At 64.6% G+C, this 17,760-nt stretch carries 17 protein-coding genes; 13 read left to right on the forward strand and 4 right to left on the reverse strand.

Features of this window, described 5'->3' with window-relative positions; genetic code table 11:
* Positions 1–129: 129 nt before the first annotated feature.
* Complete coding sequence (locus tag P3C50_RS15965; protein WP_275546769.1) at positions 130–1,290, reverse strand: MFS transporter; 1,161 nt, start codon at positions 1,288–1,290, stop codon at positions 130–132.
* Positions 1,291–1,421: 131 nt separating this feature from the next.
* Here P3C50_RS15965 and P3C50_RS15970 point away from each other — a divergent pair, with 131 nt between their 5' ends.
* From P3C50_RS15970 to P3C50_RS15990, 5 genes are all read left to right on the forward strand, one after another.
* Positions 1,422–2,219, forward strand: a complete 798-nt coding sequence (locus tag P3C50_RS15970) for a hydroxymethylpyrimidine/phosphomethylpyrimidine kinase (RefSeq protein ID WP_197855486.1) — start codon at positions 1,422–1,424, stop codon at positions 2,217–2,219.
* A complete protein-coding gene (thiE, locus tag P3C50_RS15975; RefSeq protein ID WP_275546770.1) occupies positions 2,216–2,839 on the forward strand; it encodes a thiamine phosphate synthase in 624 nt (207 codons plus the stop codon). The genes P3C50_RS15970 and thiE overlap by 4 nt, the downstream gene beginning before the upstream one ends.
* Positions 2,840–2,862: 23 nt before the next feature.
* The gene (gene hemL / locus P3C50_RS15980) at positions 2,863–4,152 is read left to right on the forward strand and encodes a glutamate-1-semialdehyde 2,1-aminomutase (protein WP_275546771.1); all 1,290 of its coding nucleotides are present in this window, start codon (positions 2,863–2,865) and stop codon (positions 4,150–4,152) included.
* A complete protein-coding gene (locus P3C50_RS15985) occupies positions 4,152–4,784 on the forward strand; it encodes a DUF6962 family protein (RefSeq protein ID WP_275546772.1) in 633 nt (210 codons plus the stop codon). The genes hemL and P3C50_RS15985 overlap by 1 nt, the downstream gene beginning before the upstream one ends.
* 94 nt (positions 4,785–4,878) lie before the next feature.
* On the forward strand, positions 4,879–5,427 hold the full coding sequence (locus P3C50_RS15990; protein WP_275546773.1) for a tetratricopeptide repeat protein: 549 nt from the start codon (positions 4,879–4,881) through the stop codon (positions 5,425–5,427).
* Positions 5,428–5,537: 110 nt separating this feature from the next.
* Here the strand turns inward: P3C50_RS15990 and P3C50_RS15995 are convergent, their stop codons facing one another.
* A complete protein-coding gene (locus P3C50_RS15995; RefSeq protein WP_197855491.1) occupies positions 5,538–5,861 on the reverse strand; it encodes a DUF1820 family protein in 324 nt (107 codons plus the stop codon).
* A gap of 176 nt (positions 5,862–6,037) precedes the next feature.
* Here P3C50_RS15995 and miaB point away from each other — a divergent pair, with 176 nt between their 5' ends.
* From miaB to lnt, 5 genes are all read left to right on the forward strand, one after another.
* Positions 6,038–7,381: a tRNA (N6-isopentenyl adenosine(37)-C2)-methylthiotransferase MiaB gene (gene miaB / locus P3C50_RS16000; protein ID WP_197855492.1), complete on the forward strand. Its 1,344-nt coding sequence runs from the start codon at positions 6,038–6,040 to the stop codon at positions 7,379–7,381.
* Between the two features lie 220 nt (positions 7,382–7,601).
* Positions 7,602–8,594, forward strand: coding sequence for a PhoH family protein (locus tag P3C50_RS16005; RefSeq protein ID WP_197855493.1), 993 nt, complete (start codon positions 7,602–7,604; stop codon positions 8,592–8,594).
* Complete coding sequence (gene ybeY, locus P3C50_RS16010; RefSeq protein WP_275546774.1) at positions 8,587–9,042, forward strand: rRNA maturation RNase YbeY; 456 nt, start codon at positions 8,587–8,589, stop codon at positions 9,040–9,042. Before P3C50_RS16005 ends, ybeY begins: the two co-directional genes overlap by 8 nt.
* Before the next feature lie 124 nt (positions 9,043–9,166).
* Positions 9,167–10,006 carry an HlyC/CorC family transporter gene (locus P3C50_RS16015; protein ID WP_013717162.1) on the forward strand — a complete coding sequence of 280 codons (840 nt, stop codon included), beginning with the start codon at positions 9,167–9,169 and terminating at the stop codon, positions 10,004–10,006.
* Positions 10,007–10,098: 92 nt separating this feature from the next.
* Positions 10,099–11,622, forward strand: a complete 1,524-nt coding sequence (gene lnt, locus P3C50_RS16020; RefSeq protein ID WP_275546775.1) for an apolipoprotein N-acyltransferase — start codon at positions 10,099–10,101, stop codon at positions 11,620–11,622.
* Positions 11,623–11,704: 82 nt separating this feature from the next.
* Here lnt and P3C50_RS16025 read toward each other — a convergent pair whose 3' ends face one another.
* Together P3C50_RS16025 and P3C50_RS16030 are read right to left on the reverse strand one after the other, a co-directional pair.
* Entirely contained in the window at positions 11,705–12,475 is a 771-nt protein-coding gene (locus tag P3C50_RS16025; RefSeq protein WP_041980595.1) for a YdcF family protein, read from the reverse strand.
* Between the two features lie 87 nt (positions 12,476–12,562).
* Positions 12,563–12,991, reverse strand: a complete 429-nt coding sequence (locus P3C50_RS16030; RefSeq protein WP_275546776.1) for a hypothetical protein — start codon at positions 12,989–12,991, stop codon at positions 12,563–12,565.
* Between the two features lie 179 nt (positions 12,992–13,170).
* Between P3C50_RS16030 and leuS the strand changes: the two genes are divergently transcribed.
* The 3 genes from leuS to holA are packed head-to-tail and all read left to right on the forward strand — an operon-like array spanning position 13,171 to position 17,532.
* Positions 13,171–15,783, forward strand: a complete 2,613-nt coding sequence (gene leuS, locus P3C50_RS16035; RefSeq protein WP_275546777.1) for a leucine--tRNA ligase — start codon at positions 13,171–13,173, stop codon at positions 15,781–15,783.
* Between the two features lie 53 nt (positions 15,784–15,836).
* Positions 15,837–16,448: an LPS assembly lipoprotein LptE gene (gene lptE / locus P3C50_RS16040; protein ID WP_275546778.1), complete on the forward strand. Its 612-nt coding sequence runs from the start codon at positions 15,837–15,839 to the stop codon at positions 16,446–16,448.
* Between the two features lie 55 nt (positions 16,449–16,503).
* Positions 16,504–17,532, forward strand: a complete 1,029-nt coding sequence (gene holA / locus P3C50_RS16045; RefSeq protein WP_275546779.1) for a DNA polymerase III subunit delta — start codon at positions 16,504–16,506, stop codon at positions 17,530–17,532.
* The last annotated feature ends 228 nt before the right edge of the window (positions 17,533–17,760 follow it).

Here is a 17,760-nt window from a genome sequence, read left to right on the forward strand (position 1 = left end):
ACAGGCGACGGCGAATCAATGGACGTGGGGGATATTGCATCGCGGTGAACCCGGACGACGGCAGCGGCGAAGGGCGAATTTAATCATCGATACACACCTGCATCAAATTATCATTCGCCACTAAAAGTCTTACGCCGCCCTGGGTTTGCGCACCAGCAACGGGAACAGCGCCGCAGTCAGCAGCAGGCCGGCAGCGCCGACCCAGAACGGCATGGCCTGGCCGTAATGGCTGACCAGCAGCCCCGCGCCATAGGCCGAGCCCATGTTGCCCAGGCACTGGAAAATGTTGATCTTGCTGAAGTCCACGGCGTAGTGCTCAGGCGAGCTGAGCTCGAACAGCAGCGCATCGAGGCGCACCGTGACCTGATACAGCGCCCAGCCGAACAGCACACGCCCGAGCAGGATCAGCCACTGGTCGCCGAAACCCTGAATGAAGGTCGCCGCCGCGCCGAGCAGCAAACCGGCAAGGATGCCGTCACGGGTGTTGCCCTGCTTGGTCGCACGACGCCCCCACCACAGCGCCGCCACGGCGACCGCGCCAGGCAGCGCATAGACGAAGCCGGCCGCCATCTCGCTGTTCCACTGCGCCACCTGTTGCCAGTAGACGGCGAAGAAAGGCCGCGTGACGTAGCCGACGAAGTAGAACAGCAACATAACCAGGCACAAGCGATAGATGGCCGGCAGGCTGCGCGCCTCGTTCTTTACCGGCGCCTCTTCGCTCGCCGGCTGCTCGCCCGGCGCCGGCAGATAGCCGCGCACCAGATGCATGCAGATGGCCATCTGGATGAAATCGCCGGCCGCCATCACCAGAAACACGTCGCCGATGTTCATGACCTGCAGGATCAGCCCGCCCAGCGCGGCGCCGAGGATGGCACCGAAGTGCACCACCACCGACAGCGTGCCGATGGTCTGGGTGTGGTTGTCCTGCTGCTGCAGGCTCATCACGTAGGGGTACATCAGCAGGTAGCTGCCCTTGAACACCACCATCAGCAGCGAAACCACCCAGAACAGCGGCAGCGAGTCGATGAAATAGCAGGCAGCGGTCAGGCTGCCGGCCATCAGCTGCGCGCTGATCAGGATGCGCACCGGATGCACGCGCTTGGCCAGACGCGCCCAAAGCGGGAACACCGACATCACCACCAGGCTGACGACCGCCAGGTAAAGGCCGACATGCTGCTCAGGCGGGTTGCCGAAGCGCTCGGCGAAGTACTGGGGATAGAAAGGAATGATCAGGTTATCGGTGATCACCGCCAGGGCGGTCATCATGATCAGGCAGGTACGCAACGTCATCGGAGGCAGTCGGGCAAGGCGGCAGGGCGCGCATGATGCCATTTACCGGCTGGCCAAGGCCAATCCGGACGACAAACCCAGCGCCATGCCATGCAGCGTCTGACGGGTGGTTAGTGATAAGCTCGCGCACCATGAAAACGCCAAACTCCCGCCCCGTAGTGCTGTGCATGTCCGGTCACGACCCCAGCGGTGGTGCCGGCCTGCAGGCCGATATCGAAGCCCTGCTGGCTCAAGGCTGCCACGCCGCCCCGACGGTGACCGCCCTGACCGTGCAGGATACCGTCAACGTCACCGACTTCCGTGTGCTCGACCGTGACTGGGTGCTGGCCCAGGCCCGCGCCGTGATCGCCGACATGCCCGTGGCCGCCGTCAAGCTGGGCATGCTCGGCTCGGTGGAAATGGTCGAGAACGTGCTCGAAGTGATGAGCCAGCTGCCGGGCGTACCGCTGGTCTGCGATCCGGTGCTACGTGCCGGCGGCGGCGGTTCGCTGGGCAAGAACGACGTCGGCTACGCCATGCGTGAACGGCTGTTCGCCGTGTCCACCATCGCCACGCCGAACCTGCCGGAGGCGCGCATCCTCGCCGATCTGCCGGAGGGCAGTGCCGACGAATGCGCCGAGAAGCTGCTGCCCTTCATCGAGCACCTGCTGATCACCGGCGGTCATGGCGACGAGGTCGAGGTGCACAACCGCCTTTATAGCCGCGATGGCAGCCGCCACACCTTTACTTGCGCACGCCTGCCGGGCAGCTACCATGGCTCCGGCTGCACCCTGGCCAGCACCCTGGCCGGCCGCCTGGCGCTGGGCGAAGAGCTGGTCAGCGCTGTGAAGAGTGCCCTGGACTACACCTGGCGCACCCTGCGCGACGCCGAAGAACCCGGCCACGGCCAGTACGTGCCGCGCCGCCTGCCGCTGGATTTCTGCTCGTGAATCTTCGCGGCCTCTACGCCATCACCGACACACCGCTGCTGGCCGGTGGCAAGCTGCTGCCCTACGCCGAAGCGGCGCTGGCAGGCGGCGCGCGCCTGCTGCAGTATCGCGACAAATCCGCCGATGCGCTGCGCCGTTTCGATGAAGCGCAGGCCCTGGCCGAGCTGTGCCAACGCCATGGTGCTACGCTGATCATCAACGATGACCTGGAACTGGCTGCGCGCCTGGGTGTCGGCCTGCATCTGGGCCAGACCGACGGTTCGCTGGCCGCCGCCCGCGCCCGCCTCGGCGCAGATGCCGTGATCGGCGGCACCTGCCATGCCCAGCTGGAACTGGCCGAGCGTGCCGTCGCCGAAGGCGCCAGCTATATCGCCTTTGGCCGTTTCTTCAATTCCAACACCAAGCCCGGTGCTCCGGCGGCCACCCTGGAGTTGCTGGATCAGGCACGCACGCGCTTTGCCCAGCCCATCGTCGCCATCGGTGGCGTGGCCCTGGAAACCGCACCCGGCCTGATCGCCCGTGGCGCCAGCATGATCGCCGTGATCCACGCCCTGTTCGCCGCGGACTCCGCCCTCGAGGTGCAAGACCGCGCCCGCGCCTTCGCCGCGCTGTTCGATTGATCCCCTTTCAGAGAGAACCTGCCATGTCCCGCTCCGAAATCCTCTTCGCCAACGCCCAGAAGCACATCCCCGGCGGCGTCAACTCGCCGGTGCGCGCCTTCCGCAGCGTCGGCGGCACGCCGCTGTTCTTCAAGCACGCCGAAGGCGCCTATGTGACGGACGAGGATGACAAGCGCTATGTCGATTACGTCGGCTCCTGGGGCCCGATGATTCTCGGCCACAGCCACCCGGACGTGCTCGATTCCGTGCGTCGTCAGCTGGAGCACGGCCTGTCCTACGGCGCGCCGACCGCGCTGGAAACCGAAATGGCCGAGCTGGTCTGCTCGCTGGTGCCGTCGATGGAGATGGTCCGCATGGTCAGCTCCGGCACCGAGGCGACCATGAGCGCCATCCGCCTGGCCCGCGGCTACACCGGCCGCGACAGCATCATCAAGTTCGAAGGCTGCTACCACGGTCACTCCGACAGCCTGCTGGTCAAGGCCGGCTCCGGCGCCCTGACCCAGGGCGTGCCGAACTCCGCGGGCGTACCGGCAGCCTTCGCCAAGCACACCCTGACCCTGCCGTTCAACGACATCGACGCCGTGGCCGAGTGCCTGGCGCAGGTAGGTAATGAAGTCGCCTGCATCATCGTCGAGCCGGTGGCCGGCAACATGAACTGCGTACCGCCGGCACCGGGTTTCCTCGAAGGCCTGCGCGAGCAGTGCGACAAGCACGGCGTGGTACTGATCTTCGACGAGGTGATGACCGGTTTTCGCGTCGCCCTTGGCGGCGCACAGGCGCACTACGGCGTCACCCCGGACCTGACCACCTTCGGCAAGATCATCGGTGGCGGCATGCCGGTCGGCTGCTTCGGCGGCAAGCGCGCGATCATGGAATGCATCGCCCCGCTCGGCCCGGTCTACCAGGCCGGCACCCTGTCGGGTAACCCGCTGGCCATGGCCGCCGGTCTGACCACGCTGAAGCTGATCAGCCGTCCCGGCTTCCACGCCGAGCTGACCGACTACACCACGCGCATGCTCGACGGCCTGCAACAGCGTGCCGATACCGCCGGCATTCCCTTCGTCACCACTCAGGCTGGTGCGATGTTCGGCCTGTACTTCAGCGGCGCCGACGACATCGTCACCTTCGCCGACGTGATGGCCAGCGACAGCGCGCGCTTCAACCGCTTCTTCCACCTGATGCTGGAAGGTGGCGTGTACCTGGCGCCGAGCGCTTTCGAAGCGGGCTTCACTTCCATCGCCCATGGCGACAAGGAGCTGGAAATTACCTTCGCCGCCGCCGAGCGCGCCTTCGCCGAGCTGAAAAAAGCCTGATGCAATACAGCACTGCCTTCAGTGATGCATTGCTGGCCCTGGCCTGCGCCGCCTGCGTCGTATGGATCGGCCGGGCACGCGGGCGCTACGGCGAGGGCGATCAGCCGGCGCTGTTCTGCGCCCTGCTTGGCTTCCTGCTGCCGGCTGCGGCGGCCTGCGTCGGCATGATTCGTTACGGCTTCGATCCAAGCTGGCAGGCTGCGCATCTGTGGCTTTCGCAGGCCAGCAGCTTTCTCGGGCTGCCTTTGCTCGGCGCCGCGGCACTGGCGCTGGGGCGCGGCTGGGCCTGGAGTCGGCCGAACTGGGGGCGCATCGTCCTCGGCCTGTGCGCCTTCTTCGAGCTGTTCCGCCAGATGGGCTACCTGGAGGACTACCGCCTGGCGCTGAACCTGGCCACGCTGGTGCTGATTCTCTATGCCGGCGCAGTCCAATGGCCGCGCCGGGCGCCAGCGATCAGCGCAGTTGTTGTGGTGGGCCTGTTCTTACTGGCCGGCCTGGCGGTCGGCACCGAGGGCGTGATCGGACCGCTGCGCCGTATCGACCTTTTCCACGTGCTGCTGATACCGGCCTATCTGTTGCTGGCATGGCTGCTGTTAAGCCTGCCAGGAAACGCGAACAAACAGCCTTTGTAACAAGCGCGCGGTTTATTCATAATGCGACGGTCGGCACGTTTTGCGCCGACCGGGCACGACACCCGCCCTGAACTGCCGAGGTCCCGTTATCCAGATGAACCGCACCGGCCGCACCCTGTCCCTGGGCTGCCTGTTGCTTTTCCTCCCGCTGTTTGCGTTCGCAGGCGGCAACTCCCTGCTGATCCCCGCCAGCGGCAGCTGTGCGCTGAACGCCTCTCCCGAAGAAATGCCCGATGCCCTGGCCAGTTGCCAGGAAATGGCGCGCGCCGGCAACATGCAGGCCGCCTTCGAGCTGGGCGAGTATTACTACGACGGCAAACGCACCCCGCGCGATCTCAAGCAGGCCCTGACCTGGTTCGAGCGCGCTTCGTTGCAAGGACACGCCGAAGCGCAACTGCGCCTGGGCACCATGTTCTTCCGTGGCGAAGGCGTACCGGCCAACAACGTGCAGGCCTACATCGTATTGAAGATGGCATCGGTCAATGGCTCGGACGAAGCCATGGACAGCGCTGATGTGGTATCGGCACAGATGCGTCGCGATGAATTGGAAATCGCCAGCCAGGTACTGGGGCAGATCTTCCGCAGCTACCTGCTCGAACTGCAGACAGCTGAAGGTCGCTCACCTTTCGCGCCGCTGCCTTAAAACGGGCGGCGATCCGCTTCATCTGTAGGGTGGGCTTCAGCCCACCAAGTAGACTGGTGGGCTGAAGCGGAACGCCGCCCGGCCCACCCTACCTGACTGCAACTTGTCGCTTATTTGTCCGGCATCGGCATGGGGAATGGCATCACGTTGCCGCCGCCCTTGGCCTCGCTGATCTTCGCCGTGCCCAGGCGCTCCACCTCGTCGATGCGGATGATCGCGTGCATCGGCACGAAGCTGCGCACCACACCCTCGAACTGCGCCTTGAGCTTCTCCTCGCTGGGGTCGACCACCAGCTGGCTGCGCTCGCCGAAGACGAACTCCTCCACCTCCAGAAAGCCCCACAGATCGCTTTGAAAGATCTGCTTGGCATACATCTCGTACACCTGGCCCTGGTTCTGGAAAATCACCTTGTAGATGGGGTCGCGCTTGCTCATGGAGACTCGAAGGCAGGAAAAACGGGGCGCGCAGGATAGCACAGCGCCGCACGCGTAGCCCGGATGCAACGCGGGGATGGACGACCACGCGCCTGCCTGTAGCCGCAAGCTTGTAGCCTGCCGCGCACCTCTCCCCTATAATGCGCGGTCATTTTTTAACCACCTCAGACAGTGCCATGACCAAGAAGCTCTATATCGAAACCCACGGTTGCCAGATGAACGAGTACGACAGCTCGCGCATGGTCGACCTGTTGGGTGAGCATCAGGCCCTGGAGGTCACGGAAAAACCCGAAGAAGCCGACGTGATCCTGCTCAATACCTGCTCGATCCGCGAGAAGGCGCAGGACAAGGTGTTCTCCCAGCTCGGCCGCTGGCGCGAGCTGAAACAGGCTAACCCGGACCTGGTGATCGGCGTCGGCGGTTGCGTGGCCAGCCAGGAAGGCGCGGCGATCCGCGACCGCGCCCCTTATGTCGACGTGGTATTCGGCCCGCAGACCCTGCACCGCCTGCCGGAAATGATCGACGCCGCACGCGTGACCAAGACCGCCCAGGTGGACATCAGCTTCCCCGAGATCGAGAAATTCGACCGCCTGCCCGAACCGCGCGTCGACGGCCCCAGCGCCTTCGTCTCGGTGATGGAAGGCTGCAGCAAATACTGCACCTTCTGCGTGGTGCCCTACACCCGCGGCGAGGAAGTCAGCCGCCCGCTGGTCGACGTGCTGATGGAAATCACCTCGCTGACCGAGAAAGGCGTCAAGGAAGTTACCCTGCTGGGGCAGAACGTCAACGGCTATCGCGGCGAAGCCCCGGATGGCCATATCGCCGACTTCGCCGAGCTGCTGCATGCCGTGGCGGCCCTCGACGGTATCGAACGCATCCGCTACACCACCAGCCACCCGCTGGAGTTCTCCGATGCGATCATCCAGGCCCACGCCGAGATTCCGCAGTTGGTGAAATACCTGCACCTGCCGGTACAGTCCGGCTCCGACCGCATCCTCGCGGCGATGAAGCGCAACCACACCGCGCTGGAGTACAAGTCGCGCATCCGCAAGCTGCGCGCTGCCGTGCCGGACATCCTGATCAGCTCGGACTTCATCGTCGGCTTCCCCGGCGAGACCGAGAAGGATTTCGAGCAGACCATGAAGTTGATCGAGGACGTCGGCTTCGACTTCTCCTTCTCCTTCATCTACAGCTCACGCCCAGGCACCCCGGCTGCCGACTTGGTCGACGACACTCCGGACGAGGTTAAGAAACAGCGCCTGGCTCTGCTGCAGCACCGCATCAGCCAGAACGGTTTCGAGAACAGCCGTCGCATGGTCGGCACGGTGCAGCGCATCCTGGTCAGCGACTACTCGAAGAAAGACCCGGGCATGCTCCAGGGCCGTACCGAGCAGAACCGCATCGTCAATTTCCGCTGCGATAACCCGCGCCTGATCGGCCAGTTCGTCGACGTGTTCATCGACGACGCCCTGCCGCATTCGCTGCGCGGTACTTTGCTCGATGAACAGACGCTGCACTGAGGCATACGCGCTCCCACCGGGCGACTCCATCGCGGTGGGAGCGGACTTGTCCGCGAATGTTTCCGGATAACACTCGCGGACAAGCCCGCTTCCCAAAATAGTTGCGAGATGCCATGCAGGGGGCTCTTTCCACGGCATTCGCCAACCGGGCTTTGCGCCACGAGCGACCGGCGTTATGCTGCCTTTCACTACTCAGACAAGTGACGATCACACCATCACCTTGAACGCCTCTCTAGAACCTCATCGTTTCACCCTCGAACCCTTCGAGGCCCGCCGTTTCGCCAACCTCTGCGGCCAGTTCGACGAGCACCTGCGCCTGATCGAAGAGCGCCTCGGCCTGGAAATCCGCAACCGTGGCAACCAGTTCGAGATGCTCGGCAGCGCCGACAAGACTCAGGCCGCCGAGCAGCTGCTGCGCAAGCTGTATCGCGAAACCAAAGCCACCGAGCTGTCGCCCGACCTGGTGCACCTGTATCTGCAGGAATCCGGCGTCGAGGAACTGGTCAACCCGAGCAACCTGCCGCAGGTGACCTTGCGCACCAAGAAGGGCGTGATCAAGCCGCGTGGTGCCAACCAGCAGCGCTACGTCAAGGCGATCCTCGACAACGACATCAACTTCGGCATCGGCCCGGCCGGTACCGGCAAGACCTACCTGGCCGTGGCCTGCGCGGTGGACGCGCTGGAGCGCGAGCAGGTGCGCCGCATCCTGCTGGTACGCCCTGCGGTCGAAGCGGGCGAGAAGCTCGGCTTCCTGCCCGGTGACCTGGCACAGAAGATCGATCCCTACTTGCGCCCGCTGTACGACGCACTCTACGAGATGCTCGGCTTCGACCATGTGGCCAAGCTGATCGAGAAGCAGGTGATCGAGATCGCGCCGCTGGCCTATATGCGCGGCCGTACGCTTAACAACAGCTTCATCATTCTCGACGAAAGTCAGAACACCACCGTCGAGCAGATGAAGATGTTCCTCACCCGTATCGGTTTCGGCTCCACCGCGGTGATCACCGGCGACATCACCCAGGTCGACCTGCCACGCGGCACCAAGAGCGGCCTGGCGCACGTCATCGAAGTGCTGCGTGATGTGCCCGGCATCAGCTTCACTCACTTCAAGCCCAAGGACGTGGTGCGCCACCCGCTGGTGCAGCGCATCGTCGAAGCCTACGAGCGCCACGATGCACGCCTGAACGGCAAGGGCGACAGCCACGATGCTTGAGCTCGACCTGCAACCGGCCACTGACGGCCAGCACCCGGACGAGGCGCAACTGCGCCGCTGGTGCGAACTGGCCCTGCGCCAACGCACGGCCGATTCGGAGCTGACCATCCGCCTGGTCGACGAGGCCGAAGGCCGCGAGCTGAATCACACCTGGCGGCACAAGGACTACGCCACCAACGTGCTGTCGTTTCCCGCCGAGATTCCCGAGGGCATCCTCGACATCCCGCTGCTGGGCGACTTGGTGATCTGCGTGCCGGTGGTCGAACGCGAAGCCGCCGAGCAGGGCAAAACGCTGGAAGCACACTGGGCGCACCTGGTGATCCACGGCTGCCTGCATCTGCTGGGCTATGACCATATCGAGGAAGACGAAGCCCTCGAGATGGAAGAACTGGAACGACAATTGCTCGCCGAACTGGGTCATCCCGACCCGTATGCCGGCGACGCATGACTTGGCTATGTTCGCGTTAAGCATGGCACGTCCTGTAGAAAAATCGCGAATGAATTCGCGCCTGCAAAAGCTAACGCGCACGCAGCCAACAACTTCTCCTGACAAGGACCCCGAGTAAAACGCCATGAGCGAAGACCGATCGAGCAACGAGCAGAAGTCCTGGTTCAACAAGCTGACCCAGGCTTTTGCTCATGAGCCGAGAAACCGCCAGGAACTGCTGGAAGTCCTGCGCGAAGCCCACCAGAACAAGCTGCTCGACAGCGAAGCGCTGGCCATCGTCGAAGGCGCCATCCAGGTCGCCGACCTGCAGGTACGCGACATCATGGTGCCGCGCTCGCAGATGATCAGCATCAAGGCCAGCCAGACCCCGCGTGAATTCCTTCCCGCCATCATCGACGCCGCGCACTCGCGCTACCCGGTGATCGGTGAAAGCCTCGACGACGTCATTGGCATCCTCCTGGCCAAGGATCTGCTGCCGCTGATCCTGCAGGGCGAGCAGCCCAACTTCAACATCAAGGACCTGCTGCGACCGGCCACTTTCGTGCCCGAGTCCAAGCGCCTGAATGTGCTGCTGCGCGAGTTCCGCGCCAACCACAACCACATGGCCGTGGTCATCGACGAATACGGCGGCGTCGCCGGCCTGGTGACCATCGAAGACGTGCTGGAGCAGATCGTTGGCGACATCGAGGACGAGCACGACGTCGAGGAAGACGGCTACATCAAGCCGCTACCCTCCGGCGACTACCTGATCAAGGCACTGACCCCCATCGACAGCTTCAACGAGACCTTCGACAGCCAGTTCTCCGACGACGAGTACGACACCGTCGGCGGCCTGGTGATGAACGCCTTCGGCCACCTGCCCAAGCGCAACGAAGTCACCGAGATCGGCGAATTCCGTTTCCGCGTACTCAATGCCGACAGCCGCCGTATCCATCTGCTGCGCCTGACTCCGGTCAGCCGCTGAGTCTCAGCCGCCCTTGCCCAGCGAGGGCGGCCGCTTCCCCCCGCGCCATTTCCGCTCTACCCTTGCGCCACCCCGACTCCAAGGATCACCCCATGCTGCAATGGATCACTCGTCCGGGCTGGCCCGGCCACCTGCTCGCCTGCGGCGCAGGCGCCTTGACCACTCTGGCGCTCACCCCTTTCGATCTCTGGCCACTGGCCGTGTTGTCCATTGCCCTGTTCTATCTCGGCCTGCGCCATCTACGCCCCAGCCAGGCAGCGCTGCGCGGCTGGAGCTACGGTTTCGGCCTGTTCGCCGCTGGCACCAGCTGGGTGTATGTCAGCATCCATGACTACGGCGCCGCCTCGCCAGCGCTGGCCGGCATTCTCACCCTGGGCTTCGTCGCCGGGCTGGGCTTGTTCTTCGCCCTGACTGCCGCACTCTGGGCACGCTGGATACGCCGCAGCGAAGCGCCGCTGGCCGACGCCCTGGCGTTCGCCGCGCTGTGGGTCGCTCAGGAGGTGTTTCGCGGCTGGTTCCTCACCGGCTTCCCTTGGCTCTACGCCGGCTACAGCCAGCTCGAGGGGCCGTTGAGTGGTCTGGTACCGGTCGGTGGCGTCTGGCTGGCATCCTTCCTCATCGCCCTGTCAGCGGCGCTGATCATCAACCTGGAGCGCCTGCGTGCGCACAAGCCACGCTACGTCTGCGCCCTGCTTCTGCTGCTGACCCCTTGGCTCACCGGCCTGGCCCTGAAGGGGCACGAGTGGACCCGCGCAGCAGGCGACAGCCTGACCGTCGCCCTGGTGCAGGGCAATGTCGAACAGAACATGAAATGGGACCCGGCCCAGCTCAACGCGCAGCTCGCGCTATACCGCGACCTCAGTTTCAGCGCCAAGCAGGTCGACATACTGGTCTGGCCGGAAACGGCGATCCCGGTGCTCAAGGACATGGCCCAGGGTTATATCGGCGTGATGGATCGCTTCGCCCGTGACCGCAATAGCGCGCTGATCACCGGCGTACCGGTGCGTCAGTCCAACGAACGCGGGGAGATTCGCTATTACAATGCGATCACCAGTTTTGGCGAAGGCCAGGGTACCTACCTCAAGCAGAAGCTGGTGCCGTTCGGTGAATACGTGCCGCTGCAAGACCTGCTGCGCGGCTTGATCGCTTTCTTCGACCTGCCCATGTCCGACTTCGCCCGCGGCCCGAGTGACCAATCACCGCTGCTGGCCAAGGGGCATCGTATCGCGCCGTTCATCTGCTACGAAGTGGTCTACCCGGAGTTCGCGGCGGCACTGGCGGCGGACAGCGACATCCTGCTGACGGTGAGCAACGATGCCTGGTTCGGCACCTCCATCGGCCCGCTGCAGCACCTGCAGATGGCGCAGATGCGCGCACTGGAAGCCGGGCGCTGGATGATCCGCGCCACCAACAACGGTATGACGGTGATCATCGATCCACAAGGGCGCATCCAGTCCGCCTTGCCGCAGTTCGAACGCGGCGTATTGTATGGCGAGGTGGAGCCGATGCAGGGGCTCACGCCCTACCTGCAATGGCGCACCTGGCCACTGGCGATCCTCTGCGCAATGCTGTTGGGCTGGGCCTTGCTGGCCAGCCGCATGGCCAAGACGGTGTAGGGCGGTCTCGCGAGCGAAGCGAGCAGCCCGCCACCCCTCGGAACGCAGAATCCGCAGGCGGACTGCCTGCGGCGAGTACACCCTACTGCTTACCGTAGACAATGGGATACGCCAACAGCCCGATGGCCTCGTTGAGCAGTTGACTGCTCTGCCAGATCACCCGCGATTCCGGCAGCCAGCCGCCCAGTGGGCGTGCATAGCCGGCGCTGAGATAGCCCATCGGCGCACTGATCACCTCGAAGCCGGCCTGCTCGAAACTCCAGCGGGAACGCGGCATGTGCCAGGCCTGCGTAACCAGCACCACACGACGCACGCCCTGCGGCTGCAGCAAATCGGCGCTCAACACCGCGTTCTCCCAGGTCGTGCGGCTCTGCTCCTCCAGCCAACGAATCTCCAGGCCGTAATCGCGCTTCATCGCATCGGCCATCAGTGCCGCCTCACTAGGCGGCTGGCCATAATGCAGGCCACCGGTGGCGGCCATTGGCAGGCCGGATGCGCGCGCCAGGCGAGCGGCATAGCGCAGGCGCTCCAAAGCCATCAGCCCAGGCTGATCGGCTCCACCCCAGCCCGGGTCGTTCTGCTCACGCCCGGCGCCGAGAATCACGATGGCGTCGGCGCGCTGCGCCAGGGTCGCCCATCGCGCTTCTTCCAGCGCCGGCTCACGTTCAAGCAAACCCGCGCTCCACTGCATCACCGCCGGTAGGCTCATCAGCCAGAGCCCTCCAAAACCCGTGACGAAACAGACGCCTGCCAACCGCGGAAAGCGGCGGCGCAACCACCAACCCAGCAGCATCAGCAGAAGCAGAATGCCTGGTGGCATCAGCAGTTGTTTGAGGATGTAGCGAATCGGCATCAGGCACCTCCCGGGCGCCCAAGCCTAACAGCTGATCAGAAAATCAGGCGAGACACCAAGCCCAGCCGCAGTTGCGGTCAATGCGCTCTAGCGCGAACTGCCGCTGCGAAACAGCTTCGAACCACAGGCCTGGCAGGCTCGCGCATCTTGCCCGCGATGCCAGTTGACTGGCGCACCGCAGAGTGCGCAACATAGCGCCTGGCGGCGCTTCATCAGGGGTTTGAGCTTGCCCAGTGGTTTGCCGCCCGCGGACTTGGCACTGCGTAACGGCTGGCGCTGGATCAGCGCCAGCTCCTCGGCAGCCGCGTGCCAACCACGCAGCCAGTGCAGATCGCGGTTGAGATAGGCGCGAATCAGCTCCAGCTCCGCCGGGCTCAGCCCATCGAGCTCAAGTTCGCGTAACGGCTCTGCGTGCAGGCGACTGGCGGTGTCGGCTTCCTCCAGCGCCAGGGCAAGCCTGTGCAGTAGCCGCTCGTAAAGGCCACCACTCCGTTCCGCCTGCCGTGCATCGACCATCAGACACCTCGCAAGCCCTGAAAACTGCGGGCCTTGAATCAAGCTTAGCGAAGGCCGTGCGTGCAGCCCGGCGCCGCGACAAACGGCGGACGCAGCGCAAACTGGGTTTCCCTCGATAGACGGCGCTCATGTATGCTACGACGTTTTCCGAAAAGCCCCATTCCTTCAGCGCCAGAGCCATGCACGAACAGTACTCGCCCCGTGAAATAGAAGCCGCCGCGCAGTCCCACTGGGACGCGCAGAAATCCTTCGTCGTCAGCGAACAGCCGGGCAAGGACACCTTCTACTGCCTGTCGATGTTCCCCTACCCCAGCGGCAAGCTACACATGGGGCACGTGCGCAACTACACCATCGGTGACGTGATCGCCCGCTATCAGCGCATGCAGGGCAAGAACGTGCTGCAGCCGATGGGCTGGGACGCCTTCGGCATGCCGGCGGAAAACGCGGCGATGAAAAACCAGGTAGCGCCGGCCAAGTGGACCTACGAGAACATCGCCTACATGAAGTCCCAGCTCAAATCGCTGGGCCTGGCCATCGACTGGACGCGCGAAGTCACCACCTGCAAGCCGGATTACTACCGCTGGGAGCAGTGGCTGTTCACCCGCCTGTTCGAGAAGGGCGTGATCTACCGCAAGAACGGCACCGTCAACTGGGACCCGGTGGACCAGACCGTACTGGCCAACGAGCAGGTCATCGACGGCCGTGGCTGGCGTTCGGGCGCGCTGATCGAGAAGCGCGAAATCCCGATGTACTACTTCAAGATCACCGCCTATGCCGAAGAGCTGCTGAGCAGCCTGGATGAGCTCGATGGCTGGCCCGAGCAGGTCAAGACCATGCAGCGCAACTGGATCGGCAAGAGCTTCGGTGCCGACATCGTGTTCGACTACGACGTCGCCAGCATCGGCATCGACGGCCAGCTCAAGGTCTACTCCACTCGCCCCGACACCCTGATGGGCGCGACCTACGTTGCCGTGGCCGCCGAACACCCGCTGGCCCAGCGCGCTGCCGAAAGCAACGCCGAGCTGCAAGCCTTCATCGCCGAGTGCAAGGCTGGCTCCGTGGCCGAGGCCGACATGGCCACCATGGAGAAGAAGGGCCTGGCCACCGGCCAGTTCGTCATTCATCCGCTGACCGGCGACAAGCTGCCGGTATTCGTCGCCAACTACGTGCTCTGGGGCTACGGCGAAGGCGCGGTGATGGCCGTGCCGGCGCATGACGAGCGCGACTTCGAATTCGCGGGCAAGTACGACCTGCCGATCACCCAGGTCTACACCGGCGAAGGCAAGGACTACGACGCCAGCACCTGGCAGGACTGGTACGGCGACAAGGCCGGCCTGACCACCATCAACTCCGGCAAGTACGACGGCCTGGATTTCAGCGCCGCGTTCGACGCCATCGTCGGTGATCTGGAAGCCATTGCGCACGGCGCGCGCAAGACCCAGTTCCGTCTGCGCGACTGGGGCATCAGCCGCCAGCGCTACTGGGGCTGCCCGATCCCGATCATCCATTGCGACGCCTGCGGCGACGTACCGGTGCCGGAAGACCAGCTGCCGGTGGTGCTGCCCGAAGACGTGGTGCCGGATGGCGCAGGCAGCCCGCTGGCGAAGATGCCCGAGTTCTACGAGTGCAACTGCCCGAAATGCGGCGCCCCGGCCAAGCGCGAAACCGACACCATGGACACCTTCGTGGAGTCGTCCTGGTACTTCGCCCGCTACGCCAGCCCGAACTACGAGGGCGGCATGGTCGACCCGGCCGCTGCCAACCACTGGCTGCCGGTGGATCAGTACATCGGCGGCATCGAGCACGCCATCCTGCACCTCTTGTACGCACGCTTCTTCCACAAGCTGATGCGAGACGAGGGCCTGGTGTCCTCCAACGAGCCGTTCAAGAACCTGCTGACCCAGGGCATGGTGGTCGCCGAGACCTATTACCGCACCCTGGAAAACGGCGGCAAGGACTGGTTCAACCCGGCCGACGTCATCGTCGAGCGTGACGCCAAGGCCAAGGTCATCGGCGCCAAGCTGAAGAGCGACGGCCTGCCGGTGGAAATCGGCGGCACCGAGAAGATGTCCAAGTCGAAGAACAACGGCGTCGACCCGCAGGACATGATCGACGCCTACGGCGCCGACACCTGCCGCCTGTTCATGATGTTCGCCTCGCCGCCCGATCAGAGCTGCGAATGGTCGGATGCCGGCGTCGAGGGTGCCAACCGCTTCCTGCGCCGCGTCTGGCGCCTGGCTCATAGCCATGTCAGCGCCGGTCTGCCGGGCAAGCTGGATGTCGCCGGCCTGAATGATGAGCAGAAGGCCGTGCGCCGTGCCATTCACCTGGCGATCAAGCAGGCCAGCAACGATATCGGTCAGCACCACAAATTCAACACCGCCGTCGCCCAGGTGATGACGCTGATGAACGTACTGGAAAAGGCCGCCACCGCGACCGAACAGGATCGCGCGCTGGTGCACGAAGGCCTGGAAATCGTCACCCTGCTGCTGGCGCCGATCACCCCGCACATCAGCCATGAGCTGTGGCAGCGCCTGGGTCACGCCGATGCGGTCATCGACGCGCAGTGGCCGCAGGTCGACGAATCCGCCCTGGTGCAGGACAGCCTGACCCTCGTGGTGCAGGTCAACGGCAAGCTGCGCGGGCAGATCGAAGTACCGGCCTCGGCCTCCCACGAGGAAGTCGAAGCCGCCGCCCGCGCCAACGAGAACGTGCTGCGCTTCACCGAAGGCCTGAGCATCCGCAAGGTCATCGTGGTGCCGGGCAAGCTGGTCAACATAGTCGCCAACTGATTAAGCTCGGCGCCACAGAGAGTGGCGCCGTGATCCGCCAAGGGGATATGAGAATGATGAAACGGAATCTGCTGGTCATCGGCCTGGCCGGTCTGCTCAGCGCCTGTGGTTTCCAGCTGCGCGGCACCGGCGACGTGCAGTTCGCCCTCAAGGAACTCGACGTCAGCGCACGCGACGCCTACGGCGATACCGTGCAGCAGGTGCGTGAAGTGCTGGAGAACAACGATGTTCGCGTTTACGCCGGCGCCCCCTATAAGCTGGTGATCAGCCGCGAAACCGAGAACCGTCGCACGGCCAGCTACAGCAGCGGCGCACGTACCGCCGAGTACGAACTGACCATGGGTCTGGAGTATGAGATCCGCGGCGCACAGAACCTGCTGCTGACCGGCAACAAGGTGGAAGTGCAGAACTACTACCAGCAGGACGACAACAACCTGGCCGGCTCCGACCAGGAGGCCGCCCAGCTGCGCAGCGAACTGCGTCGCGAGATGATCCAGCAGCTCACGCAGAACCTGCAGCAAATCACCCCGGCCCAGCTCGAACAGCTGCAGCAGACTGCCGAAGCCCGCGCCAGGGCCGAAGCCGAAGCGCTGGAAGCAGCTCGTCGCGCTCGCGAGAGCCAGGTCGCCCCGCAGCAGTCGCCGATCGAACTGCCGATCCAGTAAGGCAGCGGGGCCGCGCTTGCGGCCCCTCGCCCTCACGCCTCATGACATCACCTCGATGAAGCTTGCCCCCGCCCAGCTCGGCAAACACCTGCAAGGCTCGCTCGCACCTGTCTATGCGATCAGCGGTGACGAACCGCTGCTCTGCCAGGAAACCGCTGACGCCATCCGCAACGCCTGCCGCCAGCAGGGGTTCGGCGAGCGCCAGGTGTTCAATGCCGAGGCCAACTTCGACTGGGGCAACCTGCTGCAGGCCGGCGCCAGCCTCTCGCTGTTCGCCGATAAACGCCTGCTGGAGCTGCGCCTGCCGTCCGGCAAGCCGGGAGACAAAGGTGCCGCGGCGCTGCTGGAATACCTGGCCCGCCCGCCGGAAGACACCGTCCTGCTGCTGAGCCTGCCCAAGCTCGACGGCAGCACGCAGAAATCCAAGTGGGCCAAGGCACTGATCGACGGCCAGGCGAGCCAGTTCATCCAGATCTGGCCGGTGGACGCCAACCAGTTGCCGCAGTGGATTCGCCAGCGCCTGGCGCAGGCCGGCCTCAGTGCAAGCGCCGATGCGGTGGAAATGATCGCTGCGCGGGTTGAAGGCAACCTGTTGGCCGCCGCCCAGGAAGTGGAAAAACTCAAGCTGCTTGCCGACGGCAACCAGGTCGACGCCGAGACCGTCCAGGCTGCCGTGGCTGACAGCGCCCGCTTCGACGTGTTCGGTCTGATCGACTGCGCACTCGGCGGCGATGCCGCACACGCGCTACGCGTGCTCGAAGGCCTGCGCGGCGAAGGCGTGGAAACTCCGGTGATCCTCTGGGCGCTGGCTCGCGAAATTCGCCTGCTGGCCGGCATCGCCCATCAGCAAAGCCAGGGCATCCCCTTGGAGAAGGCCTTTGCTAGCGCCCGCCCGCCGGTCTGGGACAAACGCCGGCCGCTGGTCTCCAAGGCCCTGCAGCGCCATAGCAGCAAGCGCTGGGGCCAGCTGTTGCAGCAGGCACAGTTGATCGACGCACAGATCAAGGGCCAGGCGCCCGGCGATCCCTGGAGCGACCTGGCCATGCTGACCCTGCAACTGGCCGGACAGCGCCTGCGCCTGTAATTGTTGCTGCCTACTTCCTTGTAGGGTGGGCCGGGTGGCGATCCGCTTCAGCCTACCGCCGTTGGTAGGCTAAAGCCCAGCCTACGAGCTGCGCCTGTAACCGTGGGAGCGGACTTGTCCGCGAGTGTTTTCGAGCAAGGAACTCGCGGCCAAGGCCGCTCCCACACTTCCATCTGGACATTTTCTGTACAGCGGCGCATAGTCCGCGCCGTCTGCATTGGCGCAGGC

The sequence above is a fragment of the Pseudomonas sp. Marseille-Q0931 genome (assembly GCF_940789645.1).
Lineage (GTDB): Bacteria > Pseudomonadota > Gammaproteobacteria > Pseudomonadales > Pseudomonadaceae > Aquipseudomonas.

What these genes read in the sequence shown, in the direction of transcription:
- miaB (WP_197855492.1), top strand. Translation starts at nt 6,038, where the DNA reads ATGACCAAGAAGCTCTATATCGAAACCCACGGTTGCCAGATGAACGAG.
- P3C50_RS15965 (WP_275546769.1), bottom strand. Translation starts at nt 1,290, where the DNA reads ATGACGTTGCGTACCTGCCTGATCATGATGACCGCCCTGGCGGTGATC.
- P3C50_RS15990 (WP_275546773.1), top strand. Translation starts at nt 4,879, where the DNA reads ATGAACCGCACCGGCCGCACCCTGTCCCTGGGCTGCCTGTTGCTTTTC.
- holA (WP_275546779.1), top strand. Translation starts at nt 16,504, where the DNA reads ATGAAGCTTGCCCCCGCCCAGCTCGGCAAACACCTGCAAGGCTCGCTC.
- hemL (WP_275546771.1), top strand. Translation starts at nt 2,863, where the DNA reads ATGTCCCGCTCCGAAATCCTCTTCGCCAACGCCCAGAAGCACATCCCC.
- lnt (WP_275546775.1), top strand. Translation starts at nt 10,099, where the DNA reads ATGCTGCAATGGATCACTCGTCCGGGCTGGCCCGGCCACCTGCTCGCC.
- lptE (WP_275546778.1), top strand. Translation starts at nt 15,837, where the DNA reads ATGATGAAACGGAATCTGCTGGTCATCGGCCTGGCCGGTCTGCTCAGC.
- P3C50_RS15970 (WP_197855486.1), top strand. Translation starts at nt 1,422, where the DNA reads ATGAAAACGCCAAACTCCCGCCCCGTAGTGCTGTGCATGTCCGGTCAC.
- P3C50_RS16030 (WP_275546776.1), bottom strand. Translation starts at nt 12,991, where the DNA reads ATGGTCGATGCACGGCAGGCGGAACGGAGTGGTGGCCTTTACGAGCGG.
- P3C50_RS16025 (WP_041980595.1), bottom strand. Translation starts at nt 12,475, where the DNA reads ATGCCGATTCGCTACATCCTCAAACAACTGCTGATGCCACCAGGCATT.
- P3C50_RS15995 (WP_197855491.1), bottom strand. Translation starts at nt 5,861, where the DNA reads ATGAGCAAGCGCGACCCCATCTACAAGGTGATTTTCCAGAACCAGGGC.
- leuS (WP_275546777.1), top strand. Translation starts at nt 13,171, where the DNA reads ATGCACGAACAGTACTCGCCCCGTGAAATAGAAGCCGCCGCGCAGTCC.
- ybeY (WP_275546774.1), top strand. Translation starts at nt 8,587, where the DNA reads ATGCTTGAGCTCGACCTGCAACCGGCCACTGACGGCCAGCACCCGGAC.
- P3C50_RS16015 (WP_013717162.1), top strand. Translation starts at nt 9,167, where the DNA reads ATGAGCGAAGACCGATCGAGCAACGAGCAGAAGTCCTGGTTCAACAAG.
- P3C50_RS15985 (WP_275546772.1), top strand. Translation starts at nt 4,152, where the DNA reads ATGCAATACAGCACTGCCTTCAGTGATGCATTGCTGGCCCTGGCCTGC.